Source organism: Streptomyces sp. NPDC002643, assembly GCF_053592555.1.
In genome coordinates this window covers 99,622-112,360 of the sequence record NZ_JBSFVY010000025.1, presented here as the reverse complement: position 1 = coordinate 112,360, position 12,739 = coordinate 99,622, and the positions used below count along the sequence as shown (strand labels likewise).

The following is a 12,739-nucleotide window of genomic DNA, read 5'->3' as shown; positions in this document are numbered from 1 at the left end:
CCGCTGACCGTCCGGCACGAGGTCCGGTACGCAGGAGGTCAGGCGGCCAGGGTGGCGTTGATGCTGAGCTGCGCCAGCCCCCAGCCGGCCATGAGGGTCAGGACGTCGCCGCCGAGCGCCACCACGAGCAGGCCGGCGAGACCGGTGGCCATACCGCCGAGCAGCCAGGGGCGACGGCGGCCGAATCTGCTGGTCGTACGGTCGGAGAGGGCGCCGAAGACCGGGTTGCCGAGCATCGCGAGCAGCGCGCCGACGGACAGGACCTGGCCGAGTGCCGCGCCGCGGTCCGCCTCCGGGACGATCTGGTGCACGCGGAGCGCGAGGGTGACCATCACCGGGGTCAGTACGGCCAGATAGGCGCCGAACTGGGCGAGGGCCAGGGCGGTCACGAGGATGGCCGGGACCGGGGGCGGTGGGGTGTCGCCGGGGCGGTGGGGAGCGGTGGCCGAGGGGACGGCGTCCGGGGTCACGGCCATGGTGTCTCCTGGGGACGGGGACGGCTTCGTCGCCGCGCTGGCTCGTTCAGGGAAGCAGCGAAACCGAGTGGGTACTAGGTTTTGGTCAAGTGGCCGGAATCACGCTTCCGGTGGGTTGTGGCAGGGGTGGGCGTTACTCGTGTAACCGCCGGTTTCTGAAGGGGATTTGCGGGCGCCATCGGGGTGGAGAGGTGGGGGGAGGGAGGGGAAGTGGGAGGGCGGGGGTGCGGTGGGACCGGGGCGCGGGGTACGTATGCCGTGGGGGACGAGCGGCGGTCGCGGATCATCGATGTGGCCGTCGAGCACTTCGCCCAGTGGGGTTTCCACGCCTCCTCCCTCGCGCGGATCGCCAAGGACGTCGGCATCACCCAGGGCGGGCTGCTGCATCACTTCCCCAGCAAGGAGGATCTTCTCGTGCAGGTGCTGGCCCGTATCGACGAGACCGACCGGGAGCGGTTCTTCGCACGGGAGTTCGCGTCGGCGGGAGAGATGTTCGCGGCGCTGGTGAAGCTCGCCGAGTACAACAGCACGCGGCTGGGCCGCACCCGGATGTTCAACGCCCTCGCCGCCGAGGCGGGTGACCCCGGGCATCCCGCCCATGCGTACTTCGTCAAGCGGTACGCCGAGGTGGTGGACACCGTGTCCGGGGTACTGCGACGCGCGGTCGACGCCGGGGAGTCGCGGGCCGACACTGATGTGGTGGCCGTGGCACAGGAGTTGGCCGCTGTGATGGACGGGCTGCAGATCCAGTGGGTGCTGGACCCCAAGGGGTTCGACATGGCGGGGCGGTTCCGGGCCTATGTGGAGCGGGTGTCGCGGGGGATCGCGGTGGACGGCGGGGCGTCGGAGCCGCCCCGTGGCGGCGGGTAGCGCTGTCGGGTTGCTGTGAATCGGGTCGTGGGTGGTGGGGGTCACAGACGGAGGGGTACCGGGGCGTCGAAGGTGGGGTGAAACGGAAGGGGCGGTTCACCTTGGATGCCGCTGAGAGGGTGGAGAGCGGGGAGCGGGCGGCGCCGGTGGGCGGTCCTGTTCTGGATGGGATTCCTCGGCAGCCGGGGGTGGTCGCGCGGTCCGCTCCGGTGGTGTCCGAGCCCGAGACCAAGGTCGAGTCCGTTGATCCCGCTCGTCGGGTTCGGCCTGTCGTCGGCTTCTGGTTCCGTCTCCGGCGGTTGCCGCCCGGCCCCAAGGGCACGCCCTTCACGTTCTGCTACGCGACGGTGCTGGTGGTCACCTCGGTCGTCGCCGGGTACGCGGACCCCGCGCTGGTGCACGCGTTGCACCAGGGGTCCAGTACGGATGTGGCGCATCTCGTGCAGAACCCGATGTTCGTGCTGTTGGCGAGCGCCTTGTGGGTCGCGGGCGGGGTGGGGTCGCCGTACGTGCTCGGGTTCCTGGTGGTGCTGACCGCGCTGGAGCGCCGTGTCGGAGGGGTGCGTACGGCTGCGGTGTTCCTGCTGGGCCATGTCCTCGCCACCCTCGCGACGGAGGTCCCGGTCGGTCTGGCGGTCGCCGTCGGGCACCTTCCCGAGAGTTCCCTCCACCGCCTCGACTACGGCATCAGCTTCGGTGTGGCGGCGAGTGCGGGGGCGCTGGCGGGGCTGCTGCCGGCGTGGGTGCGCCGGCCGGTGCTGGTGCTGTTCGGCGGCATGCTCGTCGACGATCTGATCGCCTTCTCCGATCCCATGACCAACTGGGGGCATCTGATGTCGCTGGCCATCGGGGTCGCCACTTGGCCGGTGGTGCGGAGGTGGGCGCGGGAGGCCGGGGCCCGCGCGGCTGCCGGGGCGGGCATGGGGGCGGGGACCGGTGCGGGCGCGGGGCGGACTCCGGGCGCTACGACCCTCGCCTAGCCGCCCGATGCTCCGCGGCCCTCAGCTCTCCCCGCCCCGGTTCAACTGGTGCAGCAGGCGGGCCAGTTCGGCGACCTCGGTTCGGTCCCAGCCCGCGAGTTGGCGTACGTAGGCGCCGCGGCGGGCGTCGCGGACGGCGCGGAAGCGGGCTCGGCCCTCGTCGGTGAGGTGGACGAGCCAGGCGCGGCCGTCGGCGGGGTCGGGTTCGCGGGCGATGAGGCCGAGGTGTTCGAGGGCGCGGAGCTGGCGGGACATGGTGGCCTTGCCGACGCCGATGTAGGCGGCGAGTTCGGTGGCGCGGAGGCGGCCGGCCTCGTCGAGGCGGGCGAGCAGACCGTACGCCGCGGACTCCAGGTCCGGGTGGACCGCCCGCGCCATCTCGCCGGACTTGGCCCGCGCCCGGCGCAACAGCACCGTCAGCTCCCGCTCCAACGCCAGGAACGCCTGATCCATCCCAGCCGCCGCCCCGCCCGAACCGGCCCCGGTTCCGGCCGCCGGCCCGACCGAACCGGCCCCGGTTCCGGCCGTCGGCCCGTCCGAACCGGCCCCGGTCTCGTCGCCGTTTCCACCCTCGTCGTGCACGTCAGCGTCTCCTGATTCCGTGTCCGGTTCCGATGTCGGTTCCCGGGCCGGTTCCGATGTGGCGTTCCCCGGTGCTTTCCGCGTTCCCGGCGGTTCTTGTCGTGGGCCACCCGTACGGGCGGCGCCGTAAGTATTTCGCAGGTGGGGGACCGTGCCGATCGCACCCACCCCCGGCGATCCCGTCACCCCGCCACCCCCCGTAACGCGCCCCCGCCCCCCCGCACAGGGAAAGGCCCGGGTCCCCCTCACGGAACCCGGGCCTCCCTCGTCCGGTGGGTGTCCGTCACACCACCACCGGAGTCTTGTCCGAGCCGGGCCGGGCCGCCGATCGGGCCGGTGGCCGTCGGCGGCCGGCTCGGCTCACGCCGCCACTGGCACCTCCGTCGTCGCCCCGTTGGTCGCCGGGGCCAGCGCCAGCTCCAGTACCTGCCGGACATCCGTCACCGCGTGGACGTCGAGCCTGTCGAGGACCTCGGCGGGGACGTCGTCCAGGTCGGGCTCGTTGCGCTTGGGAATGATCACGGTCGTGACGCCCGCCCGGTGCGCGGCGAGGAGCTTCTGCTTGACGCCGCCGATGGGCAGGACGCGTCCGGTCAGCGAGACCTCGCCGGTCATGGCCACATCCGTGCGGACCAGCCGGCCGGAGAGGAGCGAGGCCAGGGCCGTCGTCATCGTGATGCCCGCGCTCGGGCCGTCCTTCGGCACCGCGCCCGCCGGGAAGTGGATGTGCACTCCGCGGTCCTTCAGATCGGCGACCGGCAGTTCCAGTTCCGCGCCGTGCGAGCGGAGGAAGGACAGGGCGATCTGGGCGCTCTCCTTCATCACATCGCCCAGCTGCCCGGTGAGCGTCAGGCCCGCCGCGCCCGTCTCCGGGTCGGCCAGCGACGCCTCCACGTACAGGACGTCACCGCCCGCGCCGGTCACCGCGAGCCCGGTGGCCACACCGGGGACGGCCGTACGGCGCTCCGCCGGGTCCTGGGCCGACTCGGGCACATGGTGGGGGCGCCCGATGAGACCGCGCAGATCGCCGTCCGTGACGGTGAACGGCAGCTTCCGTTCGCCCAGTTCGTGCTGGGCGGCCACCTTGCGCAGCAGCCTCGCGATGGAACGCTCCAGGTTGCGGACGCCCGCCTCGCGTGTGTACTCACCGGCGAGCTTGCGCAGCGCGCCCTCGTCGAGGGTGACCTCGTCCTTGTCCAGGCCCGCCCGCTCCAGCTGACGCGGCAGCAGATGGTCCCGGGCGATGACGACCTTCTCGTCCTCGGTGTAGCCGTCGAGGCGGACCAGCTCCATCCGGTCCAGCAGGGCCTCCGGGATGGCCTCCAGGACGTTCGCCGTGGCGAGGAACACCACGTCGCTCAGGTCCAGTTCGACCTCCAGGTAGTGGTCCCGGAAGGTGTGGTTCTGGGCGGGGTCGAGGACTTCGAGCAGCGCGGCGGCGGGGTCGCCCCGGAAGTCGGACCCGACCTTGTCGATCTCGTCGAGGAGGACGACCGGATTCATCGACCCGGCCTCCTTGATCGCGCGCACGATACGGCCGGGCAGCGCGCCCACGTACGTACGACGGTGGCCGCGGATCTCCGCCTCGTCCCGTACGCCGCCGAGCGCGACCCGGACGAACTTCCGCCCCATGGCGTGCGCGACGGACTCGCCGAGCGAGGTCTTGCCGACGCCGGGCGGACCGACCAGGGCGAGTACGGCACCTCCGCGCCGCCCGCCCACGACCCCCAGCCCCCGGTCGCTGCGCCGCTTGCGCACCGCCAGGTACTCGGTGATCCGCTCCTTCACGTCCTCCAGACCGGCGTGCTCGGCGTCGAGGACGCGCTGGGCGCCCTGGATGTCGTACTCGTCCTCCGTGCGCTCGTTCCACGGCAGCTCCAGCACCGTGTCGAGCCACGTCCGAATCCAGCCGCCCTCCGGCGACTGGTCGCTGGACCGCTCCAGCTTGTCGACCTCCTTGAGTGCGGCCTCGCGGACCTTCTCGGGCAGGTCGGCGGCCTCGACCCGGGCCCGGTAGTCGTCGGACTCCTCGCCCTCCTGCTCGCCGTTCAGCTCGCGCAGCTCCTTGCGCACGGCTTCGAGCTGGCGGCGCAGCAGGAACTCGCGCTGCTGCTTGTCGACGCCCTCCTGGACGTCCTTGGCGATGGTCTCGGCGACGTCCTGTTCGGCGAGGTGGTCGCGCAGCTGCTGGGTGGCGAGCTTCAGCCGGGCGACCGGGTCGCCGGTCTCCAGGAGCCGGATCTTCTGCTCGGTGGTCAGGAAGGGGGAGTACCCGGAGTTGTCGGCGAGCGCGGAGACGTCGTCGATGGCCTGCACCCGGTCGACCACCTGCCAGGCGCCGCGCTTGCGCAGCCAGGCGGTGGCGAGGGCCTTGTACTCCTTGACCAGCTCGGCGACATGGCCCGGCAGCGGGTCGGGCAGGCTCTCCTCCACTCGGGTGCCCTCGACCCACAGGGCCGCGCCCGGCCCGGTCGTACCGGCGCCGATCCGCACCCGTCGATGGCCGCGGATCAGCGCGCCCGGGTCGCCGTCGGCGAGCCGTCCGACCTGCTCGACGGTGCCGAGCACGCCCGTACTCGCGTAGGTCCCGTCGATCCGTGGCACCAGCAGCACCCGCGGCTTGCCGGGCTCCGCCCGCGACGCCGCCTGCGCGGCCTCCACCGCGGCCCGTACATCCGTGTCGTTGAGGTCCAGCGGCACCACCATGCCGGGCAGCACGACCTCGTCGTCGAGCGGCAGTACGGGCAGGGTGAGCGGTGCAGACGTCGAAGCCATGATCTCTCCCTCGGCAGCGAACTTGAGCTATGCCGACTCAATGCAGATGAGCCCCGGGATGTTCCCAGGGGGGTATGGCGTTCGCTGTGGGCGATCAGAGGGAGGGGTATCGGGCCAGTGTGGGGCGGCCGGCGTGAGCGTAGGGTGCCGCGAAAGATCGTTCGAGTACCGGATGGGGCGATCGGCTCTCACGGGGAGGAAGCCTTCATGGCGTTCCGTAAGTTCTTGAGTTCGCTCGGTATCAACGCGCCCGAGGTGGAGACGGTGCTCGGTGCCACCGTCGTGCGGCCGGGGGAGGTGCTGGAGGCCGTCGTGCGGTTGCGCGGGGGTGGCGCCGATGTGGAGGTCGAGCGGCTGAAGCTGGATGTGGTGACGCGGGCGGAGGACCGGGAGGAGACCGAGAGCGGCTGGGTCAATCCGCTGACGATCGTCACGGTCACGGTCGACGGGCCCTTCACCCTGCGCGCGGGCGAGGAGCGCACGGAACGGGTCGCCCTGCGGCTGCCCTGGGAGCTGCCCCTCACCCATGTCCTCGGCGGCCGGCGGCTGCGCGGCGCCCGGGTGGCCGTACGCACCGAGCTGGCCATCGACAACTCCGTCGACAAGGGCGACTTCGACGAGTTCCAGGTGTACGCGCTGCCCGCCCAGGACGCGATCCTGCAGGCGTACGTCGACCTCGGCTTCCGCTTCGACGAGGCCGAGGTGAAGCTGGGCACGCCCAGGGGAGGGCAGAACTCCCGGGTGAACTACTGGCAGGAGATCGAGACCTGGTTCCCCCGCGAGTACGGCAACGGCCTCCAGCTGGAGTCCGTTTTCGTGGCCCGCCCCGACTCCCTCGACCTCATCACCGGCGCCTCCGGACCCCATCTGTTCGCCTACGCCGAACTGGACCAGGACGCCTGGACCAAGCGCATCGACCAGCACATGCGGGAGACGTTCCTGCGCTGAAGCGAAGGGCGACGGGGAGCGGCCCGAAGGGGCCACGAAGACGATCGCAGGTGAAGCGTCACGGCTCCACGAAGACCGCGCTCGCGTCGTCGTGGCGTTTCGCCCGGCCCAGGAACCGCCGCTCCTCGTCGGCGCGTTCGAGGTCGCGCACCCGGCCGATCAGCGCCGACGCGCCCTCCTTTCGTATGAATGTGAAGCAGTCCGTCCAGTCGCCCTCGCGGAACTTCTCGACCCAGCGGGTGGCGCCGTCCGTGAGGGCGGCCAGGGCGTGCACTTCGTGGCGGGGGGCGGTTCCCGCCAGGGCCCGGCCGGTCACCGTCGGGTCCGCCGCCGCCGTCCAGAAGCCGCCCTCCTTGTTGCGGAAGGTCGCGTCGGTGAGGGCCGCCGACCTCAGGGCGGCGCGCGGGACACGGGAGAGACGGTCGTCCAGGACGGCCGTCACCGTGCCGTCCGGTGCCTCGAACAGCAGGGCCGAGTCCGAGAGGACCAGATGCTCCACGGTCTCCTCGGACCAGCGGGCGAGGACCACCGTGGCCTGGGGTGTGCGCGGGTGAGAAAGGTCACAGGTTTGCGCGTGGGATTCGGCGGTACGAGAAATGGCCGAGGAAAGGACCTCCGTGAGGGGGGAATCCCGTTCGGAAAGGGACAGTTCGGTCAGGGTGCCGCCCAGTCGGGACACGAACCAGGCGACCGAATGTCGACAGCCGTAGTCCGTGGGCGGCGGGGTCACTCCGTCGAGGACGACCAGGGCACCGCCCTGTCCACCGGCGGGCAGCGCGACCGACGCGAAGTCCTCGTTGGGGCGGGCGGGGTCACCGGGTTCCGATACGACTTCGGTTCGCATTCGGCCAGTTTGCACGAGGTCCGCGCAAGATCCACGAAAGGCCGACAATGGTCGCCGTACGGACCGGACCCTTCAGCTCGGGCGTCGGGTTTGGCATGGAATGATCGTGGGCGGTGGGGCGCGGCGGCGAATACTGTCAAAGCGCGTCGCCCACGTCCAACCGGCCCGCCGCACAGGGCATCGGCACACGCCGGAGTAACTTGCCCGCCAACTCCCCGGCGATGTTCACTCCTTTGAGTGGCGGGACTGATGATGCGGGACCACTGCCCACCGGCACTGGGAGGGTCGGGAGCCGTACCGGGGGGACGGCCATGAATGGTTGACGGAACGTCACCCGGGCTTATGGGTACACGAGTCAGGAATGCGAGCACCGGTGCAGAAGACGCGGCCTCGGCGCGCAGAGAAGAAGACGGCCAAGAAGGCAGCTTCGAAGGCCTCCGCAGCCTCCCCCACCCAGCGGCAGGGGACGGCGGACCCGGGGGCTCCCACCGTCGGCACCGGGCGCAAGGCACATGTCCGCAACCGGCTCATCATCGCCGTGGCCGTGGTGGCCGCCGCCATCGCGGGCGCCGGCGCACCCTCGATCCTCGCGGCCTCCGAGCAACTGCACGACAGCCAGAGCCTGGTGACGCTCGCCGAGCGCACCGAGCAGACGCTCACGCTGGCGCACGCGCTGGCGGACGAGCGGGACGCGGTCACGGCCTACATCGCCGCCGGGCGGCCCAAGTCGGGGACGCCGGACAAGCAGCACAGTGACCGGGTGGACCTCCAGGTCGAGGAGTTGAGCGCCGACTCCGACACCTCCGCCGCGATGCGCGAGACCGTCGAGAGCGCCGAGTCCATCGCCGCCGTACGCGAAGCGGCGCTCTCCGGAGAGAGCACCGCGCTCGAAGCGCACGAGGCGTACACCGCCGTCGTCACCCAACTCCACGCCCTCGCCGAGGAACTGGCCGAGCAGCTGCCGCCCCGCGCCGGCGCGGGCGCGCACGCGCTCGCCGAACTCGACACCGCCGTCCAGCAGGCAGCCGCCGTACGAGGGTTGCTCGTCGCCGCGCTCAGCGTCCCGACGACCACGCAGACCGTCACCGACCCGATCACCGGGCTGCCCACCACGCAGACCGGTATCACCGCCGCCGACAAGAAGCAGCGCGACGCCCTCACCGCCGCCGCCCAGCAGGCCCAGGTCCGCTCCGCCGCCGCCCTCGCCGACTTCCGCGACACCGCCCCGGCCGCCGCCCGCTCCTCCTACGACGCCACCGTCACCGGCCCCGAGGCCGACACCGCCGACGAGTACCTCGCCGATCTCACCGACCAGCCCACCCTCGCCGACGGCGAGGCCGGCACCGGCGCCAAGAAGGTCAATGCGGCCCTCTCCGCCCGGGTCGACCTGATGCGCGGCGCCGAGTCCTCCCTCTACGACCGGCGCTCCAAGGACCTCGCCCAGCTCCGCGACGACGACGTCACCGCGCTGGAGATCCGTATCGGCCTGCTCGGCGCTCTGATGCTGGTCGCCGTCGGTGTCGCCACCGGCATGGCCCGCTCGCTCACCCGCCCCCTCGCCGTGGTCCGCATCGGCTCCGCCCGGGTCGCCCTGGACCCGCTCGCCGAGGACCCCATCAAGTTCACCGGCCGCGACGACGAGTTCGCCCAGGTCGTACGCTCCATCAACGCGCTCCACGCGCACGCCCGCTCCCTCAACGAGCGCCTCGCGCCCCTGGAGGGCGACCGCAAGCACCTCATCGGCCAGCGCCAGACCATGGCCGACGACCGCGACCGGCTCCGCGCCGAACTTGCCGAGGCCACCGCCCACCTCGGCAAGCTCAAGCACAGCGTCCACGCCACCTTCGTCAACCTCGCGCTGCGCACCCTCGGTCTCGTCGAGCGGCAGCTCGCCGTCATCGAGTCCCTGGAGGAGCGCGAGCAGGACCCGGACCGCCTCGCCACCCTCTTCAAACTCGACCACTTCGCCACCGTCATGCGCCGCCACAGCGAGAACCTGCTCGTTCTCGCCGGGCACGAGCATGTCCAGCACCACGCGGGACCCGTCCCGCTGGTCGACGTCGTGCGCGCCGCCGTCAGCGAGATCGAACGGTACGAGCGCGTCCGGATCGCCGCGCTGCCCCCGCACGCCCATGTCGCCGGGTTCGCCGCCGACGACCTCAGCCATCTCCTCGCCGAACTGATGGAGAACGGCACCTCGTTCTCCCCGCCGGAGATGTCCGTCGAGGTCACCGGCCGGCTGACGGAGAACGGCGAGATCACCCTGTCCGTCCAGGACGGCGGCATCGGCATCCCCGCAGAGCGGATCGCGAGGCTCAACGCCCGGATCACCGACTTCGACCCCGAGGCCCCCTACGACCAGGAGGACGGCGAGGGTCTCGGCCTCGGCCTGTATGTCGTGGCCCGCCTCGCCCACCGCCTCGGCACCACCGTCGAACTGCGCGAGCAGCACCCCGGCGGCACCGCCGCCGTCGTCGTGCTGCCCACCGCACTGCTGGCCCAGGCCCCGGACCTGCCCGCGGGCACCCCGGCCGGGCTCACCCCGAACCTCACCCTGCCCGGCATCGACGCCGAGGCCAACTCCGGCGCCCTGCACTCCCGTACGGTCTCCGTACGCGAAGCGCAGGGTGACGGCGACCCGCTGATCGAGGCGGCGGAACGCATGCTGTCGGCGCGCGAGGCCGTGGGGACGGCCGAACCCACCGACACCCACACACACGCGGCGACACCCGCCGTGGACGAGGAGGCCCCCGACACGGCCGTACGCGCGGGGAACGCGGACGCGCCCGACGACACGCGGCACACGCAGGAAACGCAGCACAGGCAGGACACGCAGGACACGGCCGTTCGCGCGGGGAGCGCGGACGACGGCGTCGTACGTATGGACGATGGGGAACCGGCCTTCGACGCCGGCACGCCCGTACGGCACGACGAAGGGCATGACGAGGGGGCGGAGCCGGGGCGTGAGGAACCCGTGGAGTCCGTCTCCGAGACCACCATGGAGCTCTTCGCCCCGGCGCCGGTGGAGGAGACCGCCGCCGACGACGAGCCCGAGGACCCGTACGCCATCGGCCCCGACACCCATGAGCGCGCCGCCGACGAGGGGGACGCGGCGCTCCCGACCCAGGCATCCGGGGTCGAGGAGGCACCGCGCCTCACCGGCAAGGGGCTGCCCAAGCGCACCCCGAGGATCACCGCGCCCGCGCCCACGGCACCCCGGCAGCGCGCCGGAGGCGTGAAGAACGCCGACGAACTCCGGCGCAGGCTCGGCGGGTTCCACCAGGGGGCCGCCAAGGGGCGCCGGGACGTCGAGGCGGAGATCGCCGAGCAGTCCGGCGAGATGAGGGCGCCCGGTGTGGCACCACAGGCACCAGAGGCAGTTGACACCACGGGGGGCACTTCCGAGGAGGCAAGCAGTTGACCGCGCCCACGACCTTCGGCCTGAGCAGTGAAGCCCGCAACCTGCACTGGCTGCTGACCAACCTCGTCGAGGAGGTGCCGGGCCTGCTGTCGGTCGCGGTGGTCTCCTCCGACGGTCTGCTGCTGCTCTCCTCCGACCCCGGCCGCAACGCCGAGGCCCGCGAGGCCCAGGACGACCGGCCGCGGGGCCCGCGGGGCTCCTCCGCCGACCTCGCCACCATCGTCTCCGGCATCGGCAGCCTCACCATCGGCGCCGCCAAGCTGATGGAGTTCGGCGGGGTCAAGCAGACGATGGTCGCCATGGACGAGGGCAGCCTCTTCGTGATGTCCATCAGCGACGGCTCGCTGCTCGGCGTCCACGGCTCCCCGGACTGCGACATGAGCGTGGTCGCCTACCACATGGCCCTCTTCGTCGGCCGCGCCGGACATGTCCTCACCCCCGAACTCCGCAGCGAGCTGCGCCAGTCGCTGGAGGCGGAGGGCGGCGCCGTCCGGGAGGCCGAGACGGCCGGGAGCGGCCGATGAGCGGCCCCAAGAAGACCCGGGCGCGCGCGCCCAAGTCGGGTGCCGCCAAGGGGCCCGGCATACAGCGCGGCGCGCAGAAGAAACTCCCCGTGCGCGGCGGCGACCGCAGGCCCGCCCGCGTACGCCCCTACTCGCTCACCGGCGGCCGCACCCGCTTCGGGCATGTCCTGGCCGTGGAGACCTTCGTCGCCGTCGTCGAAACCCCCCACGACAGGCCGCGGTTGCCCGGGGGTGCCACCGACTCGGCCAGTGGTGGGGTAGGTTCACTCAACTCCAAGGTGATGCCCGAGATGCGGGCCATCGTGGAACTCTGCCGCCGTATGCGGACGGTGGCGGAGATCGCCGCGCTGCTGAAGATGCCGCTCGGCGTGGTCCGCGTCCTCCTCAGCGATCTCGCGGACCAGGGAAAGATCCGTGTGTACGGAACAGGTCACGGACCGGGACAGCCGGACCGTGCTCTGCTGGAAAGGGTGCTGAGTGGACTCCGCCGTCTCTGACGCCGCCTCGGCAGGCGTCGACCCCGACGCCTCGGCCGGCGTCACCCCGGGCGTCAAGGGCGACGCCCCTCGTGTCGACGGGCTCGACCGTCTGGCCACCACCGTGCCCGAGCCCCGTGTCGGGGGTGAACCGCGTAGCGGCACGAGCCCCCGGTTCGGCTCGGACCCCCGGATCGAGGCGGAGTCCGAGGAGCAGTTGCAGGCCTGGCAGACCGATCTCAGCCGGGCGCCCATCGCCACCAAGATCGTGGTCGCGGGCGGCTTCGGCGTCGGCAAGACCACGTTCGTCGGCGCGGTCTCCGAGATCACCCCGCTGAAGACCGAGGCGCTGATGACCGAGGCCAGCGCCGCCACGGACGACCTCTCCGCGACGCCGGGGAAGTACACCACCACCGTGGCCATGGACTACGGCCGGATCACCCTCGCCGACGACCTCGTCCTCTATCTGTTCGGCACGCCCGGACAGGAGCGGTTCTGGTTCATGTGGGACGACCTGGTGCGCGGCGCGATCGGCGCCGTCGTCCTCGCCGACACCCGCCGCCTCACCGACTGCTTCCCCGCCCTCGACTACTTCGAGAGCTGCGGCCTGCCGTACATGGTCGCCGTCAACGAGTTCGACGGCAGCGTGCCCTACGAGACCGAGGACGTACGGGACGCGCTGTCCGTACCGGACCATGTACCTGTCATGATCATGGACGCGCGCGACCGCACCTCGGTCATGAAGTCCCTGTTGGCGCTCTGCGCGCACGCGATATCCCTCAGCCCCGAGTAGCCCGGGCCGGGCCGGCAGTCCCGGCCGGTGCGACGCGGAGGGCACCGAAG

General features: G+C 71.9%; 11 protein-coding genes. 7 read left to right on the top strand and 4 right to left on the bottom strand.

Annotated features, from left to right (window positions below; all coding sequences use genetic code 11):
• Positions 1-38 precede the first annotated feature (38 nt).
• Positions 39-476, bottom strand: a complete 438-nt coding sequence (locus ACWD4G_RS32300; RefSeq protein ID WP_451299725.1) for an MFS transporter — start codon at positions 474-476, stop codon at positions 39-41.
• A gap of 258 nt (positions 477-734) precedes the next feature.
• Between ACWD4G_RS32300 and ACWD4G_RS32295 the strand changes: the two genes are divergently transcribed.
• The gene (locus ACWD4G_RS32295) at positions 735-1,346 is read left to right on the top strand and encodes a TetR/AcrR family transcriptional regulator (RefSeq protein WP_451299723.1); all 612 of its coding nucleotides are present in this window, start codon (positions 735-737) and stop codon (positions 1,344-1,346) included.
• 101 nt (positions 1,347-1,447) lie between these two features.
• Complete coding sequence (locus ACWD4G_RS32290; protein ID WP_451299722.1) at positions 1,448-2,326, top strand: rhomboid-like protein; 879 nt, start codon at positions 1,448-1,450, stop codon at positions 2,324-2,326.
• Positions 2,327-2,347: 21 nt separating this feature from the next.
• Here the strand turns inward: ACWD4G_RS32290 and ACWD4G_RS32285 are convergent, their stop codons facing one another.
• Together ACWD4G_RS32285 and lon are read right to left on the bottom strand one after the other, a co-directional pair.
• On the bottom strand, positions 2,348-2,908 hold the full coding sequence (locus tag ACWD4G_RS32285; protein ID WP_451299720.1) for a MarR family winged helix-turn-helix transcriptional regulator: 561 nt from the start codon (positions 2,906-2,908) through the stop codon (positions 2,348-2,350).
• Between the two features lie 360 nt (positions 2,909-3,268).
• Positions 3,269-5,683 (bottom strand): endopeptidase La, encoded by a 2,415-nt coding sequence (gene lon / locus ACWD4G_RS32280; protein ID WP_451299718.1) that lies wholly within the window; start codon positions 5,681-5,683, stop codon positions 3,269-3,271.
• 207 nt (positions 5,684-5,890) lie between these two features.
• On the opposite strand from lon, the gene ACWD4G_RS32275 reads away from it, so the two are divergent.
• Entirely contained in the window at positions 5,891-6,631 is a 741-nt protein-coding gene (locus tag ACWD4G_RS32275; RefSeq protein WP_451299716.1) for a sporulation protein, read from the top strand.
• A 58-nt stretch (positions 6,632-6,689) separates the two neighbouring features.
• Here ACWD4G_RS32275 and ACWD4G_RS32270 read toward each other — a convergent pair whose 3' ends face one another.
• The gene (locus ACWD4G_RS32270) at positions 6,690-7,475 is read right to left on the bottom strand and encodes a protein phosphatase 2C domain-containing protein (protein WP_451299714.1); all 786 of its coding nucleotides are present in this window, start codon (positions 7,473-7,475) and stop codon (positions 6,690-6,692) included.
• A gap of 373 nt (positions 7,476-7,848) precedes the next feature.
• Here ACWD4G_RS32270 and ACWD4G_RS32265 point away from each other — a divergent pair, with 373 nt between their 5' ends.
• Genes ACWD4G_RS32265 through ACWD4G_RS32250 form a run of 4 tightly spaced genes read left to right on the top strand, consistent with a single transcriptional unit; the run spans position 7,849 to position 12,689 of the window.
• On the top strand, positions 7,849-10,896 hold the full coding sequence (locus ACWD4G_RS32265) for a sensor histidine kinase (RefSeq protein ID WP_451299712.1): 3,048 nt from the start codon (positions 7,849-7,851) through the stop codon (positions 10,894-10,896).
• Positions 10,893-11,420: a roadblock/LC7 domain-containing protein gene (locus ACWD4G_RS32260; protein WP_451299710.1), complete on the top strand. Its 528-nt coding sequence runs from the start codon at positions 10,893-10,895 to the stop codon at positions 11,418-11,420. The genes ACWD4G_RS32265 and ACWD4G_RS32260 overlap by 4 nt, the downstream gene beginning before the upstream one ends.
• On the top strand, positions 11,417-11,917 hold the full coding sequence (locus ACWD4G_RS32255; protein WP_451299708.1) for a DUF742 domain-containing protein: 501 nt from the start codon (positions 11,417-11,419) through the stop codon (positions 11,915-11,917). Before ACWD4G_RS32260 ends, ACWD4G_RS32255 begins: the two co-directional genes overlap by 4 nt.
• Complete coding sequence (locus tag ACWD4G_RS32250) at positions 11,898-12,689, top strand: GTP-binding protein (RefSeq protein WP_451299706.1); 792 nt, start codon at positions 11,898-11,900, stop codon at positions 12,687-12,689. The genes ACWD4G_RS32255 and ACWD4G_RS32250 overlap by 20 nt, the downstream gene beginning before the upstream one ends.
• The last annotated feature ends 50 nt before the right edge of the window (positions 12,690-12,739 follow it).

Bases quoted from the DNA above. Each gene is read 5' to 3' on its own strand.
- ACWD4G_RS32300 (WP_451299725.1), bottom strand. From the start codon at position 476: ATGGCCGTGACCCCGGACGCCGTCCCCTCGGCCACCGCTCCCCACCGC.
- lon (WP_451299718.1), bottom strand. From the start codon at position 5,683: ATGGCTTCGACGTCTGCACCGCTCACCCTGCCCGTACTGCCGCTCGAC.
- ACWD4G_RS32275 (WP_451299716.1), top strand. From the start codon at position 5,891: ATGGCGTTCCGTAAGTTCTTGAGTTCGCTCGGTATCAACGCGCCCGAG.
- ACWD4G_RS32270 (WP_451299714.1), bottom strand. From the start codon at position 7,475: ATGCGAACCGAAGTCGTATCGGAACCCGGTGACCCCGCCCGCCCCAAC.
- ACWD4G_RS32255 (WP_451299708.1), top strand. From the start codon at position 11,417: ATGAGCGGCCCCAAGAAGACCCGGGCGCGCGCGCCCAAGTCGGGTGCC.